We start from the raw sequence: 26,084 nt of genomic DNA, 5'->3' as shown, positions 1-26,084 counted from the left end.
GTCACAGCGCCAGGTACTGCGCGCGCACGGACTCGTCCGCCCGCAGCGCCGCCATGGTGCCGGACCAGACGGCGCGGCCCTTCTCCACCACCGTCGCGCGGTCAGCGATGCCTTCGGCGAAGTGGGAGTTCTGCTCGGCCAGCAGGATGGTCAGCCCCTCCGCCTTCAGGGCGAGGATCGCCTCGGCCATCGCCTGCACGATCACCGGGGCCAGCCCCTCGCTCGGCTCGTCCAGCAGCACGAGGCGCGGGTTGCCCATGAGGGTGCGGGCGATGGTCAGCATCTGCTGCTCGCCGCCACTCATCCGCCCGCCCGGACGGTCCCGCATCCGCCCGAGATTCGGAAAGAGCTCGAAGAGGCGCGCCGGCGTCCAGGGGCGCAGGCCTTCGCGCGCCGGCTGGCGGCCGACCTCGAGGTTCTCCATCACCGTCAGGTCCGCGAAGACGCGCCGATCCTCCGGCACGTAGCCGAGGCCGGAGCGCGCGATGCGGTGCGGCGCCTCCCCCGCGATGTCGCGCCCGCCGAAGAGGATGCGCCCGCTGGTCGGCTGCACGAGGCCGATGATCGACTTCATCGCCGTGCTCTTGCCCGCGCCGTTGCGGCCGAGCAGGACCATCGCCTCCCCGGCGCCGACCTCGAACGCCATATCCTGCAGGATATGCGCGCGGCCGTAATGCGTGTTCAGCCCGTGGACCGCGAGCATCAGTGCCCCCCCGACCCGGTGCCGAGATAGACCGCGCGCACAGCGGGGTTGGCGCGGATGGCGGGCCCGTCGCCCTCGGCGATCAGCGCGCCGCGGTCGAGGACAAGGATGCGATCCGCCACGTCGAAGACCACGTCCATGTCGTGCTCGGTGAAGAGCACGGCAATGCCGCGCTCCGTCGCCAGGCGCCGGGTGAGTTGCATGAGGGCGACGCGCTCGGCGGGCGCCATGCCGGCGGTCGGCTCGTCCATCAGCAGCAGCCTCGGCGCATTGCCGAGCGCCACCGCCAGTTCCAGCCGCTTGAGGTCCCCATAGGCGAGCACGCCCGTCGCCCGCTCCGCCTGCACCTCCAGCCCCACCTGGGCGAGCAGCGCGTCGGCCTCGTCCCCGAAGCGCTCTGCGGCGGGACGCCAGAAGCGCCAAATCTCCCGGCGGTGCGAGAGGATCGCCATCTGCACGTTCTCGCGCACCGTCATCGAGCCGAAGGTGGCGGTGATCTGGAAGGTGCGCCCCACCCCCTGCCGCGCGACGGCGCGGGGGCCGAGCCCGCTGATGGTGGCGCCGCCCAGCGTGACGGAACCCGCATCGGGCTGAAGTTGCCCGCCCACCATGTTGAACAGGGTGGACTTGCCCGCGCCGTTCGGCCCGATCAGCGCCAGCATCTCGCCGGGCGCGACGGAAAAGGACACGTCTGACACCGCCCGCACGCCACCGAAGGATTTACCCAACCCCTGGACGGAGAGAACGCTCATGCCTCGCGGCCCCGCAGCCAAAGCCGGCGCACGGCGCCCGCGATGCCCTCGGGGAAGGCGACCACCAGCACCACGATCACCGCGCCGAGCACCAGCCGCCAGAGATCGGTGGAGCGCACGAGGATATCGGCCAGTCCTGTATAGACCAGCGCGCCGATGATGGGCCCGGCGACCGTCTGCAATCCGCCGAGCAGCACCATCAGCAGCGCCTCCACCGAGTGCGGGATGGAGATGTAGGTCGGGAAGACGCCGCCCTTGCCATAGGCGAAGATCGCGCCGCCCAGCCCGCAGGCGGCGCCCGCGATCACCAGGGCCACGATCCGCAGCCGCTCGACGTCCAGCCCGATGGCGCGGGCGCGCGGCGCCGAATCCCGCGCCGCCCGCAGCGCGTAGCCGTAGGGCGCGTAGAGCGCGCGCCGTAGCAGCAACGCGACGCCGACCGAGAGCGCGAGCGCCATCCAGTAGTAGGGGCGCGGATCGCGCGCCCAGTCCGGCGGCCAGACGCCGAGCAGCCCGTTGTCGCCCCCGGTCACCTCCACCCACTGGAAGGAGACGGCCCAGGCGATCTGCGCGAAGGCGAGCGTCAGCATGGCGAGATAGACGCCCGAGAGCCGCACGACGAACCAGCCGAACAGCCCCGACACGATCCCCGCCGCGACCGGCGCAGCCAGCAGGCCGAGCGGCATCGGCGCCCCCGCCCAGTGCAGCAGCAGTCCCGCGGCATAGGCGCCGATGCCGAACCAGGCGGCGTGGCCGAAGCTCGCCATGCCGCCCGGCCCCATCATGAAGTGCAGGCTGGCGGCGAAGAGGATGGCCACGCAGGCATCCGTCAGCACCGTGAGGTAGTAGCCGCCGACGATGAAGGGCGCCGCCACCGCTAGCGCCAGCGCCGCCGCGCCGAGCAGGCGCAGTGCGGGCGGCGCCGGCCGCACGACGGGGGCGGCCACGGTCGCCTCCCGCGCCTCGGTCTGCGGGCGGCCGAGCAAGCCGTTGGGGCGGAACACGAGCACCACCGCCATGACGAGGAAGACGAGCACGAGCGTTATCTTCGGCACCAGCACGATGCCGAAGGCCTGCAGCACGCCGATCAGCACGCTCGCCAGGAAGGCGCCGGGCAGGCTGCCGAGGCCGCCCACCACCACCACCACGAAGGCGTCCGCGATGACTGAAAGATCGATGCCGAGATTGGCCGAGGCATTCGGCAGCGAAAGCGCGCCCCCGAGCCCCGCCAGACCCGCGCCGAGCGCGAAGACGGAGGTGAAGAGCCGCCGCTGGTCCACCCCGAGCGCCGCCACCATCTCGCGGTCGAGCGTCGCCGCGCGCACCAGCGTGCCCCAGCGCGTGCGGTTGAGCGCGAGCCAGAGCAGCCCGAGCACGAGGGGCCCGATGGCGATGAGCACGAGGTCGTAGAGCGGAAAGCGGCTTCCCGCCACCTCCACGAAGCCGCGCAGCCAGCGCGGGCGCGGCAGCGGCAGCTCCGTGGGGCCCCAGAGCAGGAGCGTCACGTCCTGGATGATCAGCACCACGCCGAAGGTGGCCAGCAGCTGGAACAGCTCGGGCGAGCGATAGACGCGGCGCAGCACCGCCATCTCCAGCACCACGCCGATCAGGGCGGTGGCGAGCGCCGTCGCGAGGATGCCGAGCGCGAACCACTCGGGCTCGCGCGGCAGCCGCGTCAGAATGCTCCAGCCGATATAGGCGCCGAGCATCATCAGGCTGCCGTGGGAGAAGTTCACGATTCGGCTGACGCCGAAGATGATCGTCAGCCCGGCGGAAATAAGGAAGAGCGACGAGGCGGTGGCGAGCCCGGTCAGCAGTTGCGGCAGGATGCTGCTCACGGGCTCGCCTTGCCCCCTAGTTCGCGCCTGCCGGGCGCAGGCCGCGCACCACCTCGTCCGAGGGCAGGAGGTCCTTGCCGTCGATGTAGCGCCAGTCCGTCATCACCCCGGCATTGCCGCGCAGCGCCGTCTTGCCGACATAGACGCCGAGCGTGCCCTGCTGGTCGATGGTGCGGTACTCGGCCGAACCCGCGGGCGTGTCGAAGCGGGCGCCGCGGAAGCCTTCCACCATCCTCTCCACCTCGACCGAGCCGGCCTTGGCGATGCCGGCGGCGATGGAGTTGATGAGGGCGTATCCCACCAGCGAGCCGCACATCGGCTTCGCGTTGAACTTCGCGCGATAGGCGCCCGCGAAGGCCTTGTGCGCGGGGGTGTCGATCGCCTCGCCAGGATAGCCGGTGACGATCCAGCCCTCCGGTGCCTCGTCGCCGAGCGGGTCCAGGTATTCGGGTTCGCCGGTCAGCAGCGAGACGACGGTGCGGCGCTCGAACAGCCCGCGCGTGTTGCCCTGGCGCACGAAGTTCGTCAGGTCTGTGCCGAAGAGCACGTTCAGGATGCCGTCCGGCCGCATCCCCTCCAGCGCCTGCACGGTGGCCCCGGCATCGACGCGGCCCAGCGCCGGCCACTGCTCGCCGACGAACTGAACGTCCGGGCGGCGGGCGCTCAGCAGTTGGCGGAACCACTTCACCGCGGATTGGCCGAACTCGTAGTTGGGCGAGACCGTGACCCAACGCTTCGCCGGCAGCTTGGCCGCTTCCTCCGCGAGGATAGAGGCCTGCATGTAGGTGCTCGGGCGCAGGCGGAAGGTGTAGCGGTTGCCCCTTTCCCAGACCATCGCGTCCGTCAGCGGCTCCCCCGCGACGTAGAGGCGCTTGTTCTGGGCCGCGTATTCGCCGAGCGCGAGGCCGACATTCGAAAGGTAGGCGCCGGCCAGCACGTCCACCTTCAGGTCGTTCACCAGTTCCCCCGCCAGGCGCACGGCGTCCTGCGGGCGGCCGGCGTCGTCGCGGGTGATCAGCTCCAGCGGGCGGCCCAGCACGCCGCCGCGGGCGTTGGTCTCCTCCACCGCGAGTTGCATCGCGTTGCGGTAGGGCAGGGTGAAGGCCGGCTGGGCGGTGTAGCTGTTGATCTCCCCGATGCGGATCGGGGTGCCGCCCTGGGCACGCAGCAGCCCCGGCATCGCGAGTGCGCCGGAAGCGCCGAGGACAAGGCGCCGTGTCACTTCCATCGTGCTACTCCCGCTTCTGGTCACGCCCCAGGTGGTGCTGCCCGGCCCCCGGCACGAGCACCCGCGGCGGGGTGCCGTTCCGCGCCACGGACGGCGCGGCGCCCACCTTTCCCGCCGCGCCCAGGGAGCGTTAGGGTTACGGGAACGGCGGAAGGGTAGCAATCTCCGTGCCCGGCCGGGCGCGTCGCGCCGCTTCCCCATGCAGCACCCCGAGAGGCCGATGAGCACCCATTTCTACGAGACCCGCCTCGGCCACGGCCTGCCGCACGACCCCTTCAAGGCGATCGTGGCCCCGCGGCCCATCGGCTGGATCAGCACGGTGGACACCGAGGGCCGGGTGAACCTCGCTCCCTACAGCTTCTACAACGCCTTCAACTCGAACCCACCCATCGTCGGCTTCGCCAGCGAGGGGCGGAAGGACAGCCTGCGCAACATCGAGGCCACCGGCGAGTTCGTCTGCAACCTCGCCACCCGCCCGCTGGCGGAGGTGATGAACCGCTGCAGCGCCCCCCTGCCCCACGGCGTGTCGGAGATGGAGCACGCGGGCATCGAGGCCGCCCCCTCCCGCCTCGTGCGGCCGCCGCGGGTCGCGGACACGCCGGCCGCGCTCGAATGCCGCCTGCTGCAAATCGTGCCCCTCCGCGACCTCGAGGGGCGGGAGGTGGACACGCATCTCGTGCTCGGCCAGGTCGTCGGCGTGCATATCGACCGCGCCTATCTCGTGGACGGCATCTTCGACCTTCGCGCCGCCCGCCCCATCGGCCGGTGCGGCTATCGCGGCGACTACGCGGAGATGGGGGAGATGTTTGAGATGTTCCGCCCCCGGGCCTGAGGCCGCGCTAGGCGACGCCGAGCAGCCGGATCAGCCCGAGGCTGATCACCCCCAGCACGAGCAGCGAGGCGACGGCCGCCGCTACCACGCGCCCGCCCGAGCGCGCGACGCTGCGCAGATCGACGCCGAGGCCGAGCGCCGCCATGGAGATCGTCGTCAGCACGGTTGCCGTGGCGGCGGCCGGCGCCAGCAGCGCCTCCGGCAGCATGCCGAGCGAGCGCAGCCCGGCGAGGCCGAGGAAGCCGAGGATGAACCAGGGCACCAGCCGGTGCAGCGGCGGGCGCCCGCTGCCCGTCGCGTCACCACGCAGCCGGGGCGCCAGGAACGAGAGCACCACCACCACCGGTCCCAGCATCAGCACGCGCACGAGCTTCACCAGCGTGCCGACCTGCACGCTCAGCGCTCCCATCGGCGCCGTCGCGGCTAGCACCTGGGGCACCGCATAAACCGTCAACCCCGCCAGGACCCCGTACTGCCCGAGGCTCAACCCCAGCGCCGGCACCAGCAGGGGCAGCAGCAGCACGACGATCACGCCCAGCACGGCGGTGAAGGCGATGGAGGAAGCCACCTCCTTCCCGTCCGCCCCCACCACGGGCGCCACCGCCGCGATGGCCGAGTTACCGCAGATCGAGTTCCCGCAGGCCACCAGCACCGCCATCCGCACGGGCAGGCCGAAGAGGCGGCAGAGGCCGTAGCTCACCGCGATCGCCACCGCGACGACCACCGCGATGCCGAGCAGCAGCGCCGGCCCCACCGCCAGTACCGTCGCCGCGCTCAGCGAGGCGCCGAGCAGCACCACCGCTACTTCCAGCAGGACCTTAGCGGAGAAGTCGATGCCGGGCTTCCAGCGCGGCCCGGGCGACCAGGACGTGCGGATGGCGGCGCCGAGCAGGATGGCCAGCACCAGCGCCTCCAGCCAGGCGTGGCCGAAGAGGGCGGCCTCGATCCGCGAGAGGACTACCGCCGCGAGCGTCACCCCGACGCAGAGAAGGACGCCGGGCGCGAGACGGGTCATGCGGCGCGCCTATTTCGTGCCAAACAACCGGTCCCCGGCATCGCCGAGGCCGGGGCGGATATAGGCGTGCTCGTCGAGCGCCCGGTCCACCGCGCAGGTGAAGACCTCCACGTCCGGATGCGCCTCGCCAAGCACTTTCAGCCCCTCGGGCGCGGCCAGCAGGCAGGCGAAGCGCATGTTCGTGCAGCCGGCACGCCGCAGCCGGTCGAGGGCGGCCGCGGCCGAGTGGCCGGTGGCCAGCATCGGGTCCACCACGATCACCAGCCGCTCCGCCACATCCTCGGGCAGCTTGAGGTAGTACTCCACCGGCCGGTGGGTCACGGGGTCGCGGTAGAGGCCCACATGTCCCACCCGCGCCGAGGGCACGAGGTCCAGCATCCCCGCCGCGATCCCGTCCCCGGCGCGCAGGATGGAGACGATGCAGAGCTTCTTGCCGGCGATGGCGGGCGCCATCATTGGCTCCAGCGGCGTGTCGATGGGCACGTTCTGGATCGGCAGGTCGCGCGTCAGTTCATAGGCCATCAGCAGGCTGACCTCGCGCGCCAGCGCCCGGAACTCCCCGGTGGAGGTCTCCCGCCGGCGCATGATCGTCAGCTTGTGCTGCACCAGGGGATGGGTGAGGACCGTCAACCGGGGGTGCATCGCCCCATCCCTGTCCATGGCCATGTCGCGCCGCCTCGCCTCCGCCAGCGGGCCCATCATGAGGGCGGGCCCGGGGCTTGCCCATAGCGCGGGATCGGGCTGCGGCGAAGGGCACCCCGGCTCGTGGCGCGCCGCGGGTCATAACGGGCGCCGTGCCGGAGACGACCTCGGGCGACGCCAGGGGTCGCCCATCGCCCCCCGCCCCGCTATACGGCGCCCCCGATACCGGGTGTCGGACCGGGCCTCGCGCGGCCGGCGCCCCTCAGCCACGCGAGGAACACGGCCATGGACCAGCACCCTCCCTCTCCCCCTTCGGCCCTCGACGACGCGCGCCGCACCCTCCTGCTGGAAGCCGAGGGGCTGAAGGCGCTGCGCGCGGCCATGGACGGCCCTCTCGGCGCCGCCTTCGAGCGCGCGGTCGCGGCCATCGGCGGCACCGGCGGGCGGGTGATGGTGACGGGCATGGGCAAGTCCGGCCATGTCGGCCGCAAGATCGCGGCCACCCTCGCCTCCACCGGCACCCCCGCCTATTTCGTGCACCCGGCAGAGGCCAGCCACGGCGACCTCGGCATGATTGCCGACGACGACGTGGTCCTCGCCCTCTCCTGGTCGGGCGAGGCGCCGGAACTGGCTGATATCATCGCCTACACCCGGCGCTGGGGTATCACCCTCGTCGCCATCACCGCGCGGTCGGAAAGCGCGCTCGGCGCCGGGGCCGACATCCCCCTTGTCCTGCCGGTGATGCCGGAGGCCTGCCCGAACGGCCTCGCCCCCACCACCTCCACCACCATGCAGATGGCGATCGGCGACGCGCTGGCTGTCGCGCTCCTCTCCCGCCGCGGCTTCTCGGCGCAGGACTTCCGGCGCTTCCACCCCGGCGGCAAGCTCGGCTCACAGCTCCGCCGCGTGCGGGATGTGATGCACGCGGGCGACGCCGTGCCGACCGTGCCGGAGGACGCCTCTCTCTCCCGCGCCATCATGGAGATGACCGGCAAGCGCTTCGGTACCACGGCGGTGGTAGACCGGGAGGGCCGCCTGGTCGGGGTGGTCACCGACGGCGACCTCCGCCGCGCCTTCCAGGCCGGCTTCGTGGACGGGCCGGTGCGCGAGGCCATGTCCCGCAACCCTCGCACCATCGGCCCCGACGCCCTCTCCGAGGAGGCGCTGCACCTGATGAACGAGCGGCGCATCACCAGCCTCTTCGTGCTGGAAGACGGACGGCCGGCGGGAATCCTGCACCTGCACGACCTGCTGCGGATCGGGGTGGCCTGAGGGGTCCATCTCCCGGCGGAAGCGCTGGTGGTCCCGGGGGAGAGAAAGAATTCTCTCCCCCGGCCCCCCACTCATCTTTTTCCTCGAGGCTTCGCGGAATGTCCCGCAGGCGAGCACGCGTCTTCCAGGCCTGAACAGCCGCTGCCGCCACCTCGGGTCATGGACCCGAGGCGCACCGGCCGCCGAACCTTCCGCGGAGCCTCGAAAACAAAGATGAGGGCGAGGGGTCCGGGGAGAGGGAGAATTCCTTCTCCCTCTCCCTGGTGCCGCCCGCGCCGCCCCGCGATCAGGCTTCTACCATCTCCACCGCCCGGCCGAGATCCACCGAGAGCAGCCGCGACACCCCGCGTTCCTGCATTGTCACGCCGTAAAGCCGGTGCATGCGCGCCATGGTCAGCGGGTGGTGCGTCACGACGAGGAAGCGCGTGCCGCCCTCGGCCATGGCTTCCAGCAGGCCGCAGAGCCGCTCGACATTCGCGTCGTCCAGCGGCGCGTCCACCTCGTCCAGCACGCAGACCGGCGCCGGCTGGCAGCGGAACACCGCGAAGATAAGCGAGAGCGCGGTCAGCGCCTGCTCCCCGCCCGAGAGGAGAGAGAGCGCGGAGAGCTTCTTGCCCGGCGGCTCCGCATAGATCTCGAGCCCCGCCTCCAGCACGTCGTCGGAGCCGACGAGGGCCAGATGCGCCCGGCCGCCGCCGAAGAGGCGGGTGAAGAGGGCGCGGAACTCGGTGTCCACGCGGTCGAACACGGCCCGCAGCCGCTCCCGCCCCTCGCGGTTGAGGTGGCCGATCGAGCCGCGGAGCTTGGCGATGGCGTGGCCAATCTCCTCCCGCTCGCGCTCAAGATTGGCCAGCCGCTCCTCCACCTCCGCCATCTCCACCTCGGCGCGGAGGTTGACGGGGCCCATCTCTTCGCGCTCGCGCGCCAGGCGCTCGGCCTTGCGGCGGGCGCGCTCCTCGGCGGCGTCGGAGAGGTCCTCGGGAGGGTCCGGCAGCTCGGTGTCGGGGCCCAGGCGCTCCATGATGCGGGTGGCGACGGCGCGGCCCTCGTCCTCGGCGCGGGCCGCGGTGCCGTCGGCGCGGGCCTGGGCCTCGCGGGCGGCGGCGAAGGCGGCGTCGGCTAAGCGGCGCGCCTCGGCGGCGGCGCGCGCCTCGGCCTCGGCGGCGGCGAGGGCGGCGGCGGCCTTGGTGTGCGCGGACTCGACCTCGGCCAGCATCCGCGCCGCGCCGGCGAGCAGGGCGGCGGCCTGCTCGGGCTCGTCGGCCACAGCGGCGGCCTCGGTCGCCGCGGCCTCCCGCCGGGCCGCGAGGGCGATCAGCCGCGCGCTGGCATCGGCGCGGCGGGCGCCCCAGGAGGCCTCCTCCCCCTCCAGCGCGGCGCGGCGGGTGGCAAGGCGCTCCGCCTCGGCCTCCAGCGCGCGGCGCTCGGCTCCCGCTTCGGCCTCGCGGCGACGGGCTTCGGCCAGGGCAGTGCGGGCGGCCAGCGCGGTGGCGCGGGCGGCCTCGGGATCGGTCAGGTCGGCGCCGGAGGCCTCCACGGCCGTGCGCGCGGCCTCGGCCTGGACGCGCTGATCGGCCAGCCGCGCGATCTGCGGCTCCAGCGCCGCCAGCCGCCCCTCGGCGGCCGCGGCGCGGGCGGCAAGCGCGGCCTGGCCCCGCCGGGCGACGTCCAGCCGGCCCTCAGCGTTGCGGCGGGCAGTGCGGGCGGCGTCTTCGGCGGCGGCGAGGCCGCGCAGGGCAGTAACGGCGGCGTCGCGCGCCGCGCGGGCCGCGGCCGTGTCGGGCAGGGCTGCCTGGGCGGCGCGGGCGGATTCCAGGGCGGCCTCGGCCTCCGCGCGCTCGGCGGCGGCGCGTTCCAGGGCGGGGGTCAGGGCAGCGAGGCGGCTATCCGCCAGCGCGGCCCCGGCGGCGAGCCGCGCCGCCTCCTGCCGGGCCCGTGCGAGCCGCGCCTCGGTCTCGCGCCGGGCCGTTCGCGCGGCGGCATCGGCGGTGGCAGCGGCGGCATCCGCGGCTCGGGCGGCCTCCGCCTCAGCGCGGGCCGTCACCAGGGCGGCGTCGGCAGCGTCCCGTGCCGCTTCCCGGGCGCGGAGGCGGTTGCGCTGGCGAAGTCGCTCCGCTCCCGGGCTGGGGGCGCCGGGATTCGCGCCCAGCCCGTCCCAGCGCCAGAAGCCGCCGCTGCGGGCGACGAGAGCCTGGCCCGGCGCCAGCCTGGCCTGCATGGCGAGGCCGCGCGCCTCGTCCTCTACGAGCCCGATCTGCGAGAGGGCGCGCGCCAGCTCGGGCGGGGCCTGAACGATCTCGGCCAGCGGCGTCGCACCCTCCGGCAGGGAGGGCAGGTCGGCCAGCGGCGGCAGGTTGCGCCAGTGGCGCGGCGCTTCCGTATTGGCCGGGCAGTCCAGCGCCTCGCCGAGGGCTGCGCCCAGCGCGGCCTCCAGACCCGGCGGCACGGAGACCGAATCGAGGATCGGCGCCGCGCTGCCGCCATCCCCCGCGCGCAGCAGCGCCGCCAGGCCCTGGGCCTCGGCGGCGGCACGGGCGCGGGCGGCGCCGGCCTCCGATTCGGTAGTACGGGCGCGGGTAAGGGCGGCAGCCGCTGCGGCTCGCGCCCCTTCGGCATCGGAAAGTGCCTCGGCAGCCGCCTCGGCAGCGCGGGCGGCCTCCCGCTCCTCGCGGCGCGCGGCCTCCTGCCGCTCGGCGGGGATGCAGGCGGCCAGGGCCTGCGCGTGCTCGCGCGCGAGGCGGTCATGGCCCTCGGTCGCGCGGCGGGCGCGCTCGGCGGCGGCGCGGGCGGCGTCGCGCGCGGCGGCCTCGTCGGCTTCGGCGGCGGTGGCGGCGCGGCGGGCCTCGGCCTCGGCCAGCGCGGCCTCGGCGCGGGCGGCCTCCGCGCGCTCCAGCGCCGAGCGGGTGGCAGCCAGGGCGGCATCGGCGGCCTCTACCTCGGCCGTGGCGCTCGACAGCGCCTCCGGCGAGACATTGGCGGCGGCGGCCTTCGCCCGCTCCTCCTCCAGGCGCGCGGCCTCGGCCGTCAGGCGGCGAAGCTCCGTCTCCGCCCCGCGCCGGGCGTCTTGCAACCGCTCGAAGGCAAGCGCGGCGTCGGACGCGGCCTCGGCGGCGCGCTCGGCCGCGCCCTCCGCCGCGCGGGCCTCGTCCTCGGCCAGGGCGAGCGCCCCCGCGGCCGCCTCCACCCGCGCGGGCAGGGCGGCGAGGGCGCCGGCCAGGGCCTCGGCCTCCTCGGTCAGGCGGGCCTGGGCTACCTCGGCGTCGTGCACGACGGTCGCGGCATGGGCGTGGTCGGCCTCGATCTGGGCGAGGCGCTCGGCCGCGGCGTCGCGCGCTGCGCGGGCGCGGGCCTCGGCGGCGGCCAGGCCCTCGCCCTCAACGCGGCGGCGCTCCAGCGCGGTGCGGGCGGCGGCCTCGGCGGCGCGGGGGCCGGGCAGGGCCATGTCGGCGGCGTGGGCGCGGCGGGTCGCGGCCTCGGCCGCCGCCTCAGCCGCGCGAGTGGCGGCGCGCGCCGCGTCGAGCGCGTGTCGGGCGGAGAGGAGCTGCCCCTCCGCGCGGGCGGCCAGCAGCGCCATCCACTCCGCCTCCGCCGCGCGGGTAAGGCCGGAGAGGTTGCGGTAGCGCGCTGCCTGCCGCGCCTGCTTGCGGAGCGATTCGCGCTGCGTCTCCAGCTGAGTCCGCAGGTCGTCGGCACGGGTAAGATTCGTCTCGGCCTGCCGCAGCTTCAGCTCGGCCTCGTGGCGGCGGGCGCGCAGGCCGGCGGTGCCGGCGGCCTCCTCCAGCACGCCGCGCCGCTCCTCCGGCTTCGCGCCGATGAGAGCGGAGACGCGGCCCTGGCTGACCATGCCCGATGCCCGCGCGCCCGAGCCGATATCGGCGAACAGGGTCGCGACGTCGCGCCCGCGCGCCTCCTTGCCGTTGATGCGGTAGCCCGTGCCGGCACCGCGCTCGATCCGGCGGGTGATCTCGAGTTCCGCCACCTCGGAGTTGGGCGGCGGCGCGAGGCCGGCCGCTTCCTCCAGGCTCAGCGTCACCTCGGCCTGGTTGCGGCCGGCGCGGGTGGAGGTGCCGGCGAAGATGACGTCGTCCATCTCCCCGCCGCGCATGGCCCGCGCGTTGGTCTCGCCCATGGCCCAGCGCAGCGCCTCGACCACGTTGGACTTGCCGCAGCCGTTGGGGCCGACGATGCCGGTCAGCCCCGGCAGGACCTCCACCGTCGTCGCCTCGGCGAAGGACTTGAAGCCGGCGATCCGGAGCCGCGCGAGCGTGGCGGTGCGGGGCTCGCGGAAGCCGTCCCGTGCCTCATCGCCCTCCGCCTCGCTTGGCGCAGGGTCGCCGGAGGCCGCGCCCGCGAAGGCCTCGGCCTCCTCCGCCGGGCTTTCCAGCGCCCCGGACATGCCAGGGCCGGACGGCGCGGCGGGGTTGTCCATCAGGAGGCGGAGACGCCCGCCAGCTCCGCGAAGCGCTCGAAGCTCAGCGCGCCGGGGCTGGGGCGGTTGTTGAAGACGAAGGTCGGGGTGGAGCTGACGTTGAACTCCTGCTGCGCCTTCATCCGGCTCTCCAGGATGCCGCGCTGCAGGCCCTGGTCGGCAATGGCGGCGTCAACCTGCGCGCGGCTCATCCCGGCCAGCGCCGCGATCTTCGCGATCTCGGCGATGTTGTCGGCGCCGCGGGCGAAGGCCCAGCGATCCTGCGAGGCGAAGAGGGCGCTGACGAAGCCCTCGTAGCGCTCCGCCGGCAGGGCGCGCGCGACCATGGCGGCGGCCAGCGCCACCTGATCCAGCGGGAAGTCGCGCCAGATCATCCGCACCTTGCCCGTGTCCACCAGCCGCGACTTCACCTGCGGCCAGGTGCGGTTGTGGAAGTCCGCGCAGTGGGAGCAGGTGAGGGAGAAGTACTCGATCACGGCCGTCGCCTCGGGCTTGCCGGCCGAGCGCTCGCCGAGGCGCGGATCGGCCACGGGCGCCTGGGCGAGAGCGAGGGAGGGCACCAGCGCGACCGAGGGGGCGGCGAGGAGAAGGCTGCGGCGGGCGATGCGCATCGTCACGGAGTTCCCATGCTGGCGGGCCGATCTGGCCGATCACGAGGTTCGGAGCGTCTCAGCGGGCTCGATAAACCCCGCGGGCCAATCTTGCCAGGGCATCCCGGAGTGGAGCGTTGCCGACCGTGTCCAGCGCGCCACGAACGGTTTCGGGCAGGGGCGCCGAAGGCTTGGCGGGCGCCTTGCGCGGTGCGTTGGGCGCCTGCTGGACGAAGCGCAGCGCCTCCACCGTGACGGCGCCAAGCGCCGCATTGATCCGCCCGATGAGCTGCGGCCCGAGATGCTGCAATTCCATCGCGATGGGGCCCGAGCAGCCGATGGTGAGTGTGCTGCCCGTGAGCCGCCGCGGCACCGTCACGGCGGCAATGGCGGGGCCGACGATCTCCGTCCACTCGGCCATCAGCAACGCGCCCGCCGGGCTGCGCCGCTTGAAGGCGGGGCGGGTGAGGCGCGGCACGAGGGCGCCGAGCGGGCGCAGGCCGAGTTCCGGCCGCGGCTCCTCATAGGGAAGCGGCCCGCGCGCCGTGCTCCGGCGCGGGGGGCTTGCCTTCGGGCGCGTCGCCCCCTCCCCTGCTCCCGCCTTGTCCGACGTCATTCCCGATCCCCCCTCCGCCGTCCCGCTGCTGGCCTGGTACGACCGCCACCGCCGCAGCCTGCCCTGGCGCGTCGCCGCCCCGCCACCGGGCGAGGCCCGCACCGAGGCCGATCCATACCGCATCTGGCTCTCGGAGGTGATGCTTCAGCAAACGACCGTCGCGACCGTCGGGCCGCGCTACGCCCGCTTCCTCAAGCGTTTCCCGGACGTGGCAGCCCTGGCCGCGGCGCCCTGGGAGGAAGTGGCGGCGGAATGGGCGGGGCTCGGCTACTACGCCCGCGCCCGCAACCTGCACGCGGCCGCGCGGGCGGTGGTGGCGCGGGGCGGCTTCCCGGACACCGAGGAAGGGCTGCGCGCGCTGCCGGGGATTGGTGCCTATACCGCCGCCGCCGTGGCCGCCATCGCCTTCGACCGGCCGACCGTGCCGGTGGACGGCAATGTGGAGCGGGTGGTCGCCCGCCTTCTCGCCATCCGCGAGCCGCTGCCAGGCGCCCGCCGCCGCATCGGTCCCGCCAGCGCGCGCTTCATGGAGCAGGAGGTGGCGCGGGCGCGGCCATCCGATTTCGTGCAGGCGCTCTTCGACCTTGGCGCCACCATCTGCACGCCGCGCCGCCCGGCCTGCGCGCTCTGCCCCTGGCGGGGCGATTGCCGGGCGCAGCGGGAGGGAATTCAGGACACGCTGCCGGCGAAAAGCCCGAAGGCGGTGCGCGGCCAGCGCTACGGCCTGCACTTCCTGGCGCGCGACCCCGTGGGGCGCCTGCTGCTCGGCCGTCGCCCGCCGGAGGGGCTGCTCGGCGGCATGCTGGAAATACCGGGCGCTCCCTGGCGCGAGGCACCCTGGGAATTGGACGAGGCCCTGCCGCACGCGCCGCTGCCCGGCCTGTCCTGGCACCTGCGGCCTGGAGTGGCGCATCACGGCTTCACGCATATGGATCTTGAGATGCGGTTGGCGGAGGCCGAGGCATCCGAGGCACCAGCCCCGGAGGGGATGACCTGGATGGAGCCCGAGGCCGCGCGCGCCGCCCTGCCCACGGCGATGCGGCGCCTTTTCACTCTCGTGGAGGGCCCGCTTGCCGAGGGCGCGGGCGGCGTGGCAAGCGGGGGTTCCGGGGCGCGGGGCGCCCGCAAGAAGGGGGTTTCCCGATGACGGCCATCCAGGGTCTCGCAGCGCGGCCGGCGCTTCGCTTCCTCGCCTCCGCGCTGCTGGGCTCCGCGGTGCTTGCGGCCTCCGCGCAGGTGAGCCTGCCGATGTGGCCGGTGCCCGCCACCCTGCAGACCCTCGCGGTGCTGCTGCTCGGTGCGCTCGGCGGGTCGCGGCTGGGGGCGGCCTCCGTGATCCTCTACCTTGCCGAGGGCGCGATGGGCCTACCGGTCTTCGCCGCGGGCACCGCCGGCCCCGCCGTGCTGATGGGCCCGACCGCCGGCTTCCTCCTCGGCTTCGTCGCCTCCGCCCTCATCGCGGGCCGTGCGGGCGAGGGCGCGCCGCGCCAGGCGCTGGTGCTGACCGCAGCCCACCTCGCGGTCTTCGTGCCGGGCGTGCTGTGGCTCTCGGGCTATGTGGGAATCGAGCGCGCGCTGATGACGGGCTTCGTGCTCTTCGTGCCGGGTACGGCGGTGAAGACCGCGCTGGCCTTCGCGACGTTGCGGGCGCTTCGCCGGGGCTGATCCCGCGTAGCTATTCGCGTTCCGGGCGCTTGTATTGCCGAGTGCCTGTGCTGGCTTGGCGTCGCTGGTGACTCCGGGGAGAGGAAGAAGGAATTCTTCCTCTCCCCGGACCCCTCACCATCATCTTTTTCTATCCCTTTGATATGCGCTGCAGTCGGTGCGCCTCGGGTCGTGGACTCGAGGCGATGGCACGTGCAGGAAACGCAACCGGCCCTCAGTCACCGCATCCGCGAAAGCCAGACGGGGATCCAAGGGCCTCAGGCCCTTGGCGGGTGAGGTCTGGAGAGGGTGGAGCCCTCTCCAGCGCCACATGCACCGTATGCTCAGGACTTCCGCAGACCGGCATCAATCCAGCCGCACGTTGTTCGCGCGGATCAGTGCCGTGTAGGTCTCCGTCTCCTGGTCCAGCCAGCGGCGGAAGGGGTCCGGCCCCTCCGTGCGCGGCTCGCCGCCGAGGTCCTTCAGACGGGCAGCGACGGCGGGCTGCGCCAGGGCCGCGGCCAGTTCCGCGTGCAGGCGCTCCAACAGGGGGCGCGGCGTGGCGCCCTGGGCCATGACGCCCTGCCAGGTGCCGGCATCGACGGCAGGCCAGCCCACCTCGCGGAAGGTCGGCACGTCCGGCAGCGCGGCCAGGCGGTGGGCGCCGGTCACGGCCACGGCGCGCAGCTGGTTGCTGGTGGCATAGGCCTGGGCCTGGGTGGCACCCGCGATGGTCAGGTCCGCCTCGCCAGAGACGACGGCGGTGAGCGCGGGGGCGCCGCCGCGATAGGGCACATGCGTCATCTCCCGCCCCCAGGCATCGGCGAGCTGGATGAGCGTGAGGTGCGACGAGGTGCCGACGCCCGAATTGCCCGCGTTCAGCGGCCGGGGCGACGATTTAAGGAAGGCGGCCAGCCCCGCCGCATCGCGCACCGGCAGCTTGTTGGCGACGGCGAGGATGTAGGGCGCGTAGATGAGCATCGTGACCGGCGCGAGGTCCTTCGTGTTGTCGAAGGGCAGCCGGGGAAAGAGCGCCGGGTTGGTCGCGATGGTCGTCACGTCCATCAGCAGCAGCGTGTGGCCGTCGGGCGGGCTCTTCGCCACGACGTCCGCGCCGATATTGCCGCCCGCGCCGGCGCGGTTCTCCACCACGACGTTCTGGCCGAGCGTGCGCGTCAGCTCGGGCGCGACCAGCCGGGCGAGGATGTCGCTCGTGCCACCCGGCGCGTTCGGGACGATGAGGCGGACCGTATGGTCGAAACCCTGAGCGCGGAGGGCGGGCGCGGCGAGGGGCGACAGCGCGACGGCGACACCCCCTCGCACGAGCTGGCGGCGGTTCATCCTGGGCGTTCCCTTCATCTCTCTTCTCGGCACCTTCGCCATACGGCGAGGCGCGCGGGAAGCTTGAAGGGGGATCAAGGGCGACGCAAACGGAAGGCGCGGCTGGAGGGGCCGGCTCAGCCGCCCGGCGCGAGCTCCGCGCGCAACTCGTCGATCACGCGCAGCGTCCCGTCGCGGCGCTCGATGTGCCAGAAGGTCCAGCCATTGCAGGAGGGAGCCTCCTGCACCGCGGCCCCTACCTGATGGATGCTACCCGCCACGCGCCCGCAGCGGAGCGTGGCGTCCACGCCCACCTCGGCCTGCCAGCGGCGGTGACGGTCCCACAGCTTCGTGCCCGGCGGGACCAGCCCGCGCTCGACCAGGGCGCCGAAGGGGATGCGCGGCTGCTCGCGCTTGGCCGGAAGCGCGAGCGCCACGCTCTCGGAGAGCGGCTCGATCGTCGCCAGCCGCGCCTCGGCCGCGTCCGCGTAGCCGGGGTCGCGCTCAAGCCCGATGTAGCGCCGGCCGAGACGCTTCGCGACCGCGGCCGTCGTGCCGGTGCCGAGGAAGGGATCGAGCACCACCTCGCCGGGCGCCGTGCAGGAGAGAATCACGCGGTGCAGCAGCGCCTCGGGCTTCTGCGTCGGGTGCAGCTTCGCGCCGTCGGCGCCGCGCAGCCGCTCGTTGCCGGTGCAGAGCGGGATGAGCCAGTCGCTCCGCATCTGCTTGTCGTCGTTCATCGACTTCATGGCGGCGTAGTTGAAGCGGTAGCGGCTCTCTTCCCCGCGCGCGGCCCAGATGAGGGTCTCGTGCGCGTTGGTGAAGCGGCGGCCGCGGAAGTTCGGCATGGGGTTGGATTTCCGCCACACCACATCGTTCAGGATCCAGAAGCCGAGATCCTGCAGCGCGACGCCGAGGCGGAAGACGTTGTGGTAGGACCCCATCACCCAGATCGTGCCGTCCCGCCGCAGCACGCGGCGGCACTCGGTCAGCCACTCGCGCGTGAACCGGTCGTAGGTGGCGAGATCGTCGAAGCGGTCCCAGGCATCGTCCACGCCGTCCACCAAGCTGTCGTCGGGGCGGCGCAGCTCGGTCTTGAGCTGGAGGTTGTAGGGGGGGTCGGCGAAGATCGCGTGGACCGAGGCGGGCGGCAGGCGGCGCAGGCTCTCGATGCAGTCGCCGCGGATCACGCTGTCCAGCGGCAGGTCAAGCCCCGTTCCCACGCGCGCCAAGTCCCCTGCCTCATGAACCGGGGCCCCATCCGCCGGCGCGGCGCGGCGCCCCCGCGTCGCGTCGGGCCCAGCCCCCGGCCCACCATGCCCATGCAGGAGTCGCCGCGTCAAGAAAGTGCCAGAACGGCTTGATCGACGGGGCTGAATCCGCGCCGGTGATGCGGGCTGGGGCCAAGCCGCGCCAAGGCCTCCCGATGGGCCGCGGTGGGGTAGCCCGCGTGGCGCGCGAAGCCGTAGCCGGGCCAGCGGGCGTCAAGCCGCGCCATCGCCCGGTCCCGCACCACCTTGGCCATGATCGAGGCCGCGGCGATGGAGAGGGAGAGGCCGTCCCCGCCGACCACGCAGCGGACGGCGCAGGAGAGTGGGGGTGGCGCATTGCCGTCCACCAGGGCGAGCGCCGGGCGGACCGCGAGGCGGCCGATGGCGCGAGCCATGGCGAGGTGGGTGGCACGCAGGATGTTCAACCGGCCGATCTCGGCGGCGCTGGCGGCGCCGAGGCCGATCAGCGCCACGCCCGCCGCCGCCGCTTCCAGCAGCGCGTCATGGGCAGCCTCCCGCCGGCGGGCGTCCAGCCGCTTGCTGTCGTCCAGCAGGGTGGCGAGGGCGGCGGGCGGCGGCACGGGGAAGAGGACCGCGGCGGCCAGGACCGGGCCGGCCAAGGGGCCGCGCCCGGCCTCGTCCACGCCCGCAACCGTGCCGCCATGAGCTGCTTCGAGGGAGAAATCCGGTCCGGACACTGCGCGGCGCGCCATCTAGAGGAGCAGGCCCCCGTCCACCGTCAGCGTCTGGCCGGTGATCATCGCGCCGGCGCAACCGAGGAAAAGGATCGCCTCCGCGATGTCCTCGGGCGTGCAACGGCGGCCCATCGGTGCCGCGGCGATCGACTGCGTGCGCTGCTCTTCCGTCCACTCGATCTGCCAGGGGCTGTCCACGGCACCGGGGGCCACGGCGTTCACGCGGATCTCCGGGCCGAGTCCGCGGGCGAGATGCTTCGTCAGCGCGATCACTCCCGCCTTACTGGCGGCATAGGCCATGGAGGAGCCGCGACCCGAGAGCCCCGCCACGGAGGCGAGGCTCACCACCGCGCCGCGCGACGCTCGCAGCGCCGGCACGGCGGCGCGCGTCACGCGGAACAGACCGACGAGGTTCGTGTCCAGCACCGCGTCCCACAACCCGTCGGTGATATCGTCCAGCGCGTGGCCGGGGATGGTGCGGGTGACACCCGGCGTGCCCGCGTTGTTGACGAGCAGGTCCAGCCGGCCGAGGGCGGCGACGGCGGCCTCCACCATCGCTGCCTCCTCGCCGCCGCCGATGGCCCCGGGAGCCTCAACCGCCGTGGCGCCGGTGGCCCGGATCGCGCGCGCGGCCTCGGGGCCCCGGGGATCGCCGGGCAGAAAGTTGAGCGCGACCGCGCAGCCATTGGCCGCCAACTCCTTCGCGGTGGAAAGGCCGATGCCGGAGGCGGCGCCGGTCACCAGGGCGGCGCGTCCGGCGAGGTCGTAACGGGGCATGGGGGCTCCTGTCAGCCCGCGCAGATTCGCGCGGGACGGCGGCGGAGGGAAGGGTGAAGCTGAAGCGGGGCGAAAGGGGCCGGTATGGTCAGAGCCCGCGCGTGACGAGCTCGTCCCCTGGCCCGAGCAGCGTCCCGGCCCCGCCGCGGAGCGTGGCCGCGGCCACCGTGTCCCCGCGCAGCACCGCGTCGAGGAAGGTGACGGAGAGTGCGGCGGTGCGAGCGTGGTAGGTAGCATCGGCATAGCGGCCGCCGGCCTCCGCCTCGTCCGCGAAGCTGGCATGGGCGGCGCCGCGCAGCACCGCCAGGGCGCCGGCATTGGTGGAGCCCTCGAAAGGCGCACGGCGGGCGGGGGCACGGATGCCCTCGATGAAACCGTGGTCCTCGGTGCCGGTGACGTGCAGCAGCGGGGCCGCGATGCCCGCATAGGCCAGGCGCGGCGGCAGGCCGATGGCGGGAATGGGCGAGAGGGCGATCCCGGCCTTCAGGCGCGAATCGGGCAGGCCGAGGCCGCGATCGCCGCCGGGAAGGCGCTCGCCCAGCATGTGCTGCACGGTCCAGGCGCCGTAGGAGTGGCCGGCGATCGCCAGCCGCGTGGGATCTGCCCGCTCGGGAAGGGTGGAGAGGGCGTATTTCACGTCCAGCAGCCGGTTCAGCGCGGCCTGCACGTCGAGCGCCCCGGCGGCGAGGCCGGGCGCATTGGCACCGCGCCAGAGGCTGTCGTCCGAGCCGATGTGCTGGAGGTGGATGGTGAGGTAGCCCGCCTCGGTCAGGGCGCGGCCGAGATAGCCCAGCCCCTCCCGCGAGCCGCCGAGCCCGTGCGAGAGGATGACTGCCGGCGCCGGGCCGGTGCCGGCCGGCGCGCGGATCAGCACGGGGATGTCGCGCGCGCGGGCGGCGTCGCGCCAGATGGTGCGGGTTTCGGTGATGCGGGCCTCCGCCGGCTTCTGGTTCGCCGAAGGGATGGCCGCGCAGCCCGGCGCGGCGAGGAAGGGCAGCAGCGCGGGCGCCGCGAGCAGCGCCCGACGGTTCAAAGCGGGATGTCGTAGGTCCGCCACGGCGTCAGCTTCGCGACCCGGTCGTAGACGGCACGGGCGCGGGCATTGCTCTCGGCGGTGATCCAACGAATGACGCTCCAGCCGCGCCTGCGGCCTTCCTCGGCGATGGCTTCGATCAGCGCGTCGGCCACGCGCCGTCCATCCATCTGGGGGCCCCGCATCTGGGGATCGACGAAGAGATCGTCCAGGTAGCCGCCCGTGCTGGCCGAGAGCGGACGGGCGAAGGGGCGGAAATGGGCGAGGCCGACGGCGCGGCCCGCCTCGTCCTCCGCCACCAGGCCGCAGGACTCATGGGCGGGGTCGTGCAGCCAGGACCAGACGCGGTCGCGCATCTCCGGCGTCTGCGTCACGCCGTAGAACTCGGCATAGCCGGCGTAGAGCCGGTCCCAGTCGGCGCGGTGCCGCGCCTCCACGGGGACGATGCGGAATCCGGTCACGGGGCGTCCTTCAGGCTGAAGTCGAGGCGCCCCGCGGCGTGCAGGGCCAGGAGCAGCGAGGCCGTGTGCATCGACTGCGCGATCAGCCCCTCCCCCAGCCCCGCCAGCACGCGTGCCAACGGCCAGAGCTCCACGGAGATGTCCTCACCCACCTCATGCGCGGTGGGGTGGGTCGCGGTGGCGCCGAGGGCGAGCACGGAATGGGCGCGGTTGCGATGGGTGGCCGTGTTCGGGCTCAGCCCGCCGAGATGGCGGTAGGCGGGCGCGGTGTAGCCGGTTTCCTCCCGCAGCTCGCGCGCGGCGGCGGCGGCGGGGTCGGCATCGGCCTTGTCGATGGCGCCGGCCGGCAGTTCCAGCGTCCAGGCGCGGGCGCCGTGGCGATACTGGCGTACCAGCACCAGCTCATCCGCGGGCGTGATGGCGACGACGTGCACCCAGTCCGGATAGGAAAGGGTGTAGAAGGGATCGAGCACGTTGCCGCGCGCATCCCGCACGGCGTCCGCGGTCACGTCGATCCAGCGGTCGCGCAGCGCCGTGCGGGAGGAGAGGACCTCCCAGGGCTTAGGGTCGGCCGTCACTCCGCCGCGACCTTCGGGCTCTCCGCATAGGCTTCGAGCGGCGCGCAGGTGCAGGCGAGATTGCGGTCGCCATAGACGTTGTCCACGCGCTTGACGGGCGGCCAGTACTTGTTCGCGGCCACCCAGGGCAGCGGGAAGGCGGCCGCTTCGCGCGTGTAGGGGTGGGGCCAGCTCTCGGCCATGACCTCGGCGGCGGTGTGCGGCGCGTTCTTCAGCGGGTTGTCGGCGCGGTCCGCGCGGCCCGTCTCCACCGCGCGGATCTCCTCGCGGATGGCGATCATGGCGTCGCAGAAGCGGTCCAGCTCCTCCTGCGGCTCGCTCTCGGTGGGCTCCACCATCAGCGTGCCGGCGACAGGCCAGGACATGGTGGGGGCGTGGAAGCCGTAATCCTGCAACCGCTTGGCGATATCCTCCACCATCACGCCGCCACCCTGCTGGAAGCCGCGGCAGTCGAGGATGCACTCGTGCGCCACCATCCCCTGGCTGCCGCGGTAGAGCACGGGGTAGTGCCCCTCCAGCCGCCGCGCCACGTAGTTGGCGGACAGGATGGCGACCTCGGTCGCCCGCGTGAGCCCGGCTGCGCCCATCATGCGGATATAGGCGTAGGAGATCGGCAGGATGCTCGCGCTGCCGAAGGGCGCGGCGGAGACGGGGCCGAAGCCCGTCGCCGGCCCGGCCTCGGCCAGCATCGGGTGGTTGGGCAGGAAGGGCGCGAGGTGGGACGCAACGCCGATGGGGCCGACGCCGGGGCCGCCACCGCCATGCGGGATGCAGAAGGTCTTGTGCAGGTTGAGGTGGCACACGTCCGCGCCGATCGCGGCCGGGCTGGTGAGGCCGAGCTGCGCGTTCATGTTCGCGCCGTCCATGTAGACCTGCCCGCCTACGGCGTGGACAGCCTCGCAGATGTCGCGGATGCCCTCCTCGAAGACACCGTGGGTGCTGGGATAGGTGACCATCAGTGCGGCCAGCTTCGCCGCGTGCTGCTCGATCTTCGCGCGGAGATCGCCAAGATCGACGTTCCCATCCCGGTCGCAGCCCACCACCACCACGCGCATCCCCGCCATGGCGGCGGAGGCCGGGTTGGTGCCGTGCGCGGAGGACGGGATGAGGCAAATGTCGCGCCCGCCCTCGCCGCGCGCGGCATGAAAGGCGCGGATGGTCAGCAGGCCCGCATACTCGCCCTGGCTGCCCGCGTTCGGCTGCAGCGAGACGGCGGCGAAGCCGGTGCAGGCGCAGAGCCAGGCCTCCAGCCGCCGGATCATCTCGATGTAGCCGCGCGCCTGGTCGACGGGCGCGAAGGGATGGATGTCGGAGAAGCCGGGGAAGGTGACGGGGATCATCTCCGCCGTCGCGTTCAGCTTCATCGTGCAGGATCCCAGCGGGATCATGCTGCGGTTCAGCGCGACGTCCTTGTCCTCCAGCCGCTTGAGATAGCGCAGCATCGCGTGCTCGGAGCGGTGCGCGTGGAAGACCGCGGCAGTGAGAAAGGAGGAGCGGCGCGCGAGCGAGCCCGGCAGGCGCTCGCGCGCGGAGAGCTCGCCCAGGCCGGTGCGCTCGCGGCCCGCCACGTCGCCTAGCGCGGCGAGCAGCGCGATAAGGTCCTGCCGCGTCACCGTCTCGTCGAGAGCAATGGCGACGCAGCCGGCATCAACGCGGCGCAGGTTAAAGCCGGCGCTCAGCGCGATGGCCATCAGCGCCTCGGCCTTGTCACCGGCCTCGATCGCGACGGTGTCGAAGAAATGCTCGTGGCGCAGCACGAAGCCCGCACGTGTGGCGGCATCGGCCAGAAGGCTCGCCATCAGGTGCGTACGGCGGGCGATGCGGACCAGCCCCTCCGGCCCGTGCCAGACGGCGTACATGCCGGCCATCACGGCCAGCAGCACCTGCGCCGTGCAGATGTTGCTCGTCGCCTTCTCGCGCCGGATGTGCTGCTCGCGGGTCTGCAGCGCGAGGCGCATGGCCGGGCGCCCGGCGGCATCGACGGAGACGCCCACCAGCCGCCCCGGCATCAGCCGCTTCAGCGCGTCCTTCACCCCGATATAGGCGGCGTGCGGGCCGCCATAGCCCATCGGCACGCCGAAGCGCTGCGTGCTGCCGACCACCACATCCGCCCCCATCTCGCCGGGCGGCGTGAGGATCGTCAGCGCGAGGATGTCGGCCGCCACGATCGCCAGCGCGCCCGCGGACTGGGCAGCGGCGATGGCGGGAGCCAGGTCGCGCACCTCGCCGGTCGTACCGGGATAGGAAAGCACCACCGCGAATGGCTTCAGCGCGGCGTAGGCGGCGGGATCATCGGTCACCTCCACCGTGAGGCCGAGCGGCGCCGCGCGCGTGCGCAGCACGGCGATGGTTTGCGGGTGCAGGTCGGGCGCGACGATGAGGGTAGTGGACTTCCCCTTATGCGCGGCATGCGCCAGCGCCATTGCCTCGGCCGCCGCCGTCGCCTCGTCCAGCAGCGAGGCATTGGCGACCGGCAGGCCCGTCAGGTCGCAGACCATCGTCTGGAAATTCAGCAGCGCTTCCAACCGTCCCTGCGCGAGTTCCGCCTGATAGGGCGTGTAGGCCGTGTACCAGCCGGGGTTCTCGAGCACGTTGCGCAGGATGACCGGCGGCGTGTGCGTTCCGTGATAGCCGCAGCCGATGAGGGACCTCACGCGCGTGTTCCGCTCGGACAGCGCGCGCAACTCGGCAATGGCCTCCGCCTCTCCCACTGGGGGCGGCAGCGCGTCCAGGTGGCTGTCGCGGATGCCCTCGGGCACGGTGCGGGCGGCCAGCGCCTCCAGGCTCTCCGCGCCGACGACGCGCAGCATGGCCGCGATCTGCCCCTCGGAGGGGCCGATGTGCCGGGCGGCGAAGGCGCCAGGGGCCTCCAGCGCCGCGAGTTGGTCGAGCGCGCTCAATTCCCGGCCTCCGCGTGCTTGGCGTAGGCGTCGGCGTCCATCAACTTGTCCGCGTCGGCGGCGTCGCGCGGATTGATCGTGAAGAACCAGCCCTCCCCCATCGGATCGCGGTTCACCAGGGCGGGGTCGTCCACCAGGGCGGCGTTCACCGCGGCGATCGTGCCGGCGACGGGCGCGTAGATGTCGGAGGCGGCCTTCACGCTCTCCACCACCGCCACAGCCTCCCCGGCCTCCACCTCCCGGCCGGGCTCGGGCAGGTCCACGAAGACGACATCGCCCAGCGCGTCCTGGGCGTGGGTGGAGATGCCCACGACGGCCAGCCCGTCATCCAGGCGCACCCATTCGTGGCTCTCGGCGAAGCGGGTCTGGCTCACAGGGCGGCTCCTTGAAGGATCGGGGTGCGCTTGTAGCGGTGGGGAACGAAGGGGGTGGGCGCGACGCGGGCGGGGATGGCCCTGCCGCGCACCATCAGATCAAGCGCCGTGCCATCCTGGGCCGCGTCGCGGGCGGCGTAGCCCATGGCGACGGGCGCCCCGATCGAGGGGCCGAAGCCGCCGCTGGTCACCTCGCCGACCGTCACGCCAGCCTGGGCGATCGGCGTATGGGCGCGCGCGGGCTGGCGACCTTCCGGCAGGATGCCGACGCGGAGGCGCTTCGGGCCGCTGTCCAGTTCCTCGCGCACCCGCTCCGCGCCCGGAAAGTCCCAGGCGAGGCGCCGGCGCTTGCCGATGCTGAAGGTGAGCGCGGCCTCCACCGGGGAGGTCGTTTCGTCGATGTCCTGGCCGTAGAGGGGCAACCCGGCCTCCAACCGCAGGCTGTCCCGCGCGCCGAGCCCGGCCGGCGCGGCACCGGCTGCCAGCAGGGCGCGGGCCACCGCCTCGGCACCCTCGGCGGGGATGCCGATCTCGAAGCCGTCCTCCCCGGTATAGCCGGAACGGGTGACCAGGGCGGGGATGCCGGCAACCGCGGTTTCCAGCACCCCCATGAAGGGCATCGCGGCCACCCCTTCGGCGAGCCCCGCGAGGATCGCCTCCGCCCCCGGCCCCTGGAGGGCCAGCAGCGCGCGGTCCGGCCGGGGCACCAGCGCGACGCCCGCCGGCAAGGCGGCACCGATGGCCTCAAGGTCCACCGCCTTGCGGGAGGCGTTCAGAACGAGGAACAGCCGGTCGCCGAGATTGGCGACCATGAAGTCGTCCACGATGCCACCGAATTCGTTCATCAGCAGGGCGTAGCGCTGCCGGCCGGAGCGGAGCGCCCCGATCTCGGCGGGCGTCACCCGCTCCAGCGCGGCCGCGGCGCCCTCGCCCCGCAGCTCCGCCTGGCCCATGTGGGAGACGTCGAACAGCGCGGCCGAGGACCGGCAGGCGAGGTGTTCCGCCATGATGCCGGTCGTGTACTGCACGGGCATCGCGTAGCCGGCGAAGCCAACCATGCGCCCGCCCAACTCGCGGTGCAGGCCGGCCAGCGGCGTTTCGAGCAAGCTTTCCG

General features: G+C 73.5%; 23 protein-coding genes. 4 read left to right on the top strand and 19 right to left on the bottom strand.

Annotated features, from left to right (window positions below; all coding sequences use genetic code 11):
* Window position 1: 1 nt before the first annotated feature.
* From BO39_RS19770 to BO39_RS19755, 4 genes are read right to left on the bottom strand one after another with little or no spacing between them, the layout of a single operon-like run.
* Complete coding sequence (locus BO39_RS19770; protein WP_043836662.1) at window positions 2–703, bottom strand: ABC transporter ATP-binding protein; 702 nt, start codon at window positions 701–703, stop codon at window positions 2–4.
* A complete protein-coding gene (locus BO39_RS19765) occupies window positions 703–1,455 on the bottom strand; it encodes an ABC transporter ATP-binding protein (RefSeq protein ID WP_043836660.1) in 753 nt (250 codons plus the stop codon). Before BO39_RS19765 ends, BO39_RS19770 begins: the two co-directional genes overlap by 1 nt.
* The gene (locus BO39_RS19760; protein ID WP_043836658.1) at window positions 1,452–3,293 is read right to left on the bottom strand and encodes an ABC transporter permease; all 1,842 of its coding nucleotides are present in this window, start codon (window positions 3,291–3,293) and stop codon (window positions 1,452–1,454) included. Before BO39_RS19760 ends, BO39_RS19765 begins: the two co-directional genes overlap by 4 nt.
* A gap of 16 nt (window positions 3,294–3,309) precedes the next feature.
* Window positions 3,310–4,521, bottom strand: a complete 1,212-nt coding sequence (locus BO39_RS19755) for an ABC transporter substrate-binding protein (protein ID WP_043836656.1) — start codon at window positions 4,519–4,521, stop codon at window positions 3,310–3,312.
* A 220-nt stretch (window positions 4,522–4,741) separates the two neighbouring features.
* On the opposite strand from BO39_RS19755, the gene BO39_RS19750 reads away from it, so the two are divergent.
* Window positions 4,742–5,353, top strand: a complete 612-nt coding sequence (locus tag BO39_RS19750) for a flavin reductase family protein (RefSeq protein WP_043836654.1) — start codon at window positions 4,742–4,744, stop codon at window positions 5,351–5,353.
* Between the two features lie 7 nt (window positions 5,354–5,360).
* On the opposite strand, the gene BO39_RS19745 is transcribed toward BO39_RS19750, so the two are convergent.
* Both BO39_RS19745 and upp read right to left on the bottom strand, forming a co-directional pair.
* Complete coding sequence (locus BO39_RS19745) at window positions 5,361–6,368, bottom strand: YeiH family protein (RefSeq protein ID WP_052402333.1); 1,008 nt, start codon at window positions 6,366–6,368, stop codon at window positions 5,361–5,363.
* 9 nt (window positions 6,369–6,377) lie between these two features.
* Window positions 6,378–7,028, bottom strand: a complete 651-nt coding sequence (upp, locus tag BO39_RS19740) for a uracil phosphoribosyltransferase (protein WP_156963783.1) — start codon at window positions 7,026–7,028, stop codon at window positions 6,378–6,380.
* Window positions 7,029–7,295: 267 nt separating this feature from the next.
* On the opposite strand from upp, the gene BO39_RS19735 reads away from it, so the two are divergent.
* Window positions 7,296–8,282, top strand: coding sequence for a KpsF/GutQ family sugar-phosphate isomerase (locus BO39_RS19735; protein WP_043836652.1), 987 nt, complete (start codon window positions 7,296–7,298; stop codon window positions 8,280–8,282).
* A gap of 286 nt (window positions 8,283–8,568) precedes the next feature.
* On the opposite strand, the gene BO39_RS19730 is transcribed toward BO39_RS19735, so the two are convergent.
* From BO39_RS19730 to BO39_RS19720, 3 genes are read right to left on the bottom strand one after another with little or no spacing between them, the layout of a single operon-like run.
* The gene (locus BO39_RS19730; protein ID WP_052402332.1) at window positions 8,569–12,711 is read right to left on the bottom strand and encodes a chromosome segregation SMC family protein; all 4,143 of its coding nucleotides are present in this window, start codon (window positions 12,709–12,711) and stop codon (window positions 8,569–8,571) included.
* On the bottom strand, window positions 12,711–13,322 hold the full coding sequence (locus BO39_RS19725) for a DsbA family protein (RefSeq protein ID WP_043836651.1): 612 nt from the start codon (window positions 13,320–13,322) through the stop codon (window positions 12,711–12,713). Before BO39_RS19725 ends, BO39_RS19730 begins: the two co-directional genes overlap by 1 nt.
* Before the next feature lie 58 nt (window positions 13,323–13,380).
* Window positions 13,381–13,917 carry a DUF721 domain-containing protein gene (locus BO39_RS19720; RefSeq protein ID WP_084698277.1) on the bottom strand — a complete coding sequence of 179 codons (537 nt, stop codon included), beginning with the start codon at window positions 13,915–13,917 and terminating at the stop codon, window positions 13,381–13,383.
* Between BO39_RS19720 and BO39_RS19715 the strand changes: the two genes are divergently transcribed.
* Window positions 13,904–15,064 (top strand): A/G-specific adenine glycosylase, encoded by a 1,161-nt coding sequence (locus tag BO39_RS19715; RefSeq protein WP_245615278.1) that lies wholly within the window; start codon window positions 13,904–13,906, stop codon window positions 15,062–15,064. The genes BO39_RS19720 and BO39_RS19715 overlap by 14 nt on opposite strands.
* Window positions 15,061–15,582: a biotin transporter BioY gene (locus BO39_RS19710; RefSeq protein WP_043836650.1), complete on the top strand. Its 522-nt coding sequence runs from the start codon at window positions 15,061–15,063 to the stop codon at window positions 15,580–15,582. Before BO39_RS19715 ends, BO39_RS19710 begins: the two co-directional genes overlap by 4 nt.
* A 345-nt stretch (window positions 15,583–15,927) precedes the next feature.
* On the opposite strand, the gene BO39_RS19705 is transcribed toward BO39_RS19710, so the two are convergent.
* The 10 genes from BO39_RS19705 to gcvT form a co-directional block, all read right to left on the bottom strand.
* Window positions 15,928–16,902 (bottom strand): Bug family tripartite tricarboxylate transporter substrate binding protein, encoded by a 975-nt coding sequence (locus BO39_RS19705; protein WP_043836649.1) that lies wholly within the window; start codon window positions 16,900–16,902, stop codon window positions 15,928–15,930.
* A gap of 116 nt (window positions 16,903–17,018) precedes the next feature.
* Window positions 17,019–18,104, bottom strand: coding sequence for a site-specific DNA-methyltransferase (locus tag BO39_RS19700; RefSeq protein ID WP_043836692.1), 1,086 nt, complete (start codon window positions 18,102–18,104; stop codon window positions 17,019–17,021).
* Window positions 18,105–18,220: 116 nt separating this feature from the next.
* Complete coding sequence (locus BO39_RS19695; RefSeq protein WP_043836646.1) at window positions 18,221–18,865, bottom strand: ribonuclease HII; 645 nt, start codon at window positions 18,863–18,865, stop codon at window positions 18,221–18,223.
* Window positions 18,866–19,624 (bottom strand): SDR family NAD(P)-dependent oxidoreductase, encoded by a 759-nt coding sequence (locus tag BO39_RS19690; RefSeq protein WP_043836644.1) that lies wholly within the window; start codon window positions 19,622–19,624, stop codon window positions 18,866–18,868.
* An 88-nt stretch (window positions 19,625–19,712) separates the two neighbouring features.
* A complete protein-coding gene (locus BO39_RS19685; RefSeq protein WP_245615276.1) occupies window positions 19,713–20,657 on the bottom strand; it encodes an alpha/beta hydrolase family protein in 945 nt (314 codons plus the stop codon).
* Window positions 20,654–21,118 (bottom strand): GNAT family N-acetyltransferase, encoded by a 465-nt coding sequence (locus tag BO39_RS19680; protein WP_043836641.1) that lies wholly within the window; start codon window positions 21,116–21,118, stop codon window positions 20,654–20,656. The genes BO39_RS19685 and BO39_RS19680 overlap by 4 nt, the downstream gene beginning before the upstream one ends.
* On the bottom strand, window positions 21,115–21,696 hold the full coding sequence (locus BO39_RS19675) for an NUDIX hydrolase (RefSeq protein WP_043836639.1): 582 nt from the start codon (window positions 21,694–21,696) through the stop codon (window positions 21,115–21,117). The genes BO39_RS19680 and BO39_RS19675 overlap by 4 nt, the downstream gene beginning before the upstream one ends.
* A complete protein-coding gene (gcvP, locus tag BO39_RS19670; RefSeq protein WP_043836637.1) occupies window positions 21,693–24,596 on the bottom strand; it encodes an aminomethyl-transferring glycine dehydrogenase in 2,904 nt (967 codons plus the stop codon). Before gcvP ends, BO39_RS19675 begins: the two co-directional genes overlap by 4 nt.
* On the bottom strand, window positions 24,593–24,970 hold the full coding sequence (gene gcvH, locus BO39_RS19665; protein WP_043836635.1) for a glycine cleavage system protein GcvH: 378 nt from the start codon (window positions 24,968–24,970) through the stop codon (window positions 24,593–24,595). The genes gcvP and gcvH overlap by 4 nt, the downstream gene beginning before the upstream one ends.
* Window positions 24,967–26,076: a glycine cleavage system aminomethyltransferase GcvT gene (gcvT, locus tag BO39_RS19660; RefSeq protein ID WP_084698284.1), complete on the bottom strand. Its 1,110-nt coding sequence runs from the start codon at window positions 26,074–26,076 to the stop codon at window positions 24,967–24,969. Before gcvT ends, gcvH begins: the two co-directional genes overlap by 4 nt.
* Window positions 26,077–26,084: the final 8 nt, after the last annotated feature.

The organism is Roseomonas aerilata DSM 19363, assembly GCF_000711725.1.
GTDB lineage: Bacteria > Pseudomonadota > Alphaproteobacteria > Acetobacterales > Acetobacteraceae > Roseomonas > Roseomonas aerilata.
Note: the sequence above shows the minus strand (reverse complement) of the source record. Positions and strands in the feature narration are given on the sequence as shown.

Excerpts from the sequence above, each read along its gene's own strand:
- BO39_RS19770 (WP_043836662.1), bottom strand. The coding sequence starts at position 703 with ATGCTCGCGGTCCACGGGCTGAACACGCATTACGGCCGCGCGCATATC.
- BO39_RS19765 (WP_043836660.1), bottom strand. The coding sequence starts at position 1,455 with ATGAGCGTTCTCTCCGTCCAGGGGTTGGGTAAATCCTTCGGTGGCGTG.
- BO39_RS19755 (WP_043836656.1), bottom strand. The coding sequence starts at position 4,521 with ATGGAAGTGACACGGCGCCTTGTCCTCGGCGCTTCCGGCGCACTCGCG.
- BO39_RS19750 (WP_043836654.1), top strand. The coding sequence starts at position 4,742 with ATGAGCACCCATTTCTACGAGACCCGCCTCGGCCACGGCCTGCCGCAC.
- BO39_RS19745 (WP_052402333.1), bottom strand. The coding sequence starts at position 6,368 with ATGACCCGTCTCGCGCCCGGCGTCCTTCTCTGCGTCGGGGTGACGCTC.
- upp (WP_156963783.1), bottom strand. The coding sequence starts at position 7,028 with ATGGACAGGGATGGGGCGATGCACCCCCGGTTGACGGTCCTCACCCAT.
- BO39_RS19735 (WP_043836652.1), top strand. The coding sequence starts at position 7,296 with ATGGACCAGCACCCTCCCTCTCCCCCTTCGGCCCTCGACGACGCGCGC.
- BO39_RS19730 (WP_052402332.1), bottom strand. The coding sequence starts at position 12,711 with ATGGACAACCCCGCCGCGCCGTCCGGCCCTGGCATGTCCGGGGCGCTG.
- BO39_RS19725 (WP_043836651.1), bottom strand. The coding sequence starts at position 13,322 with ATGCGCATCGCCCGCCGCAGCCTTCTCCTCGCCGCCCCCTCGGTCGCG.
- BO39_RS19720 (WP_084698277.1), bottom strand. The coding sequence starts at position 13,917 with ATGACGTCGGACAAGGCGGGAGCAGGGGAGGGGGCGACGCGCCCGAAG.
- BO39_RS19710 (WP_043836650.1), top strand. The coding sequence starts at position 15,061 with ATGACGGCCATCCAGGGTCTCGCAGCGCGGCCGGCGCTTCGCTTCCTC.
- BO39_RS19705 (WP_043836649.1), bottom strand. The coding sequence starts at position 16,902 with ATGAACCGCCGCCAGCTCGTGCGAGGGGGTGTCGCCGTCGCGCTGTCG.
- BO39_RS19695 (WP_043836646.1), bottom strand. The coding sequence starts at position 18,865 with ATGGCGCGCCGCGCAGTGTCCGGACCGGATTTCTCCCTCGAAGCAGCT.
- BO39_RS19690 (WP_043836644.1), bottom strand. The coding sequence starts at position 19,624 with ATGCCCCGTTACGACCTCGCCGGACGCGCCGCCCTGGTGACCGGCGCC.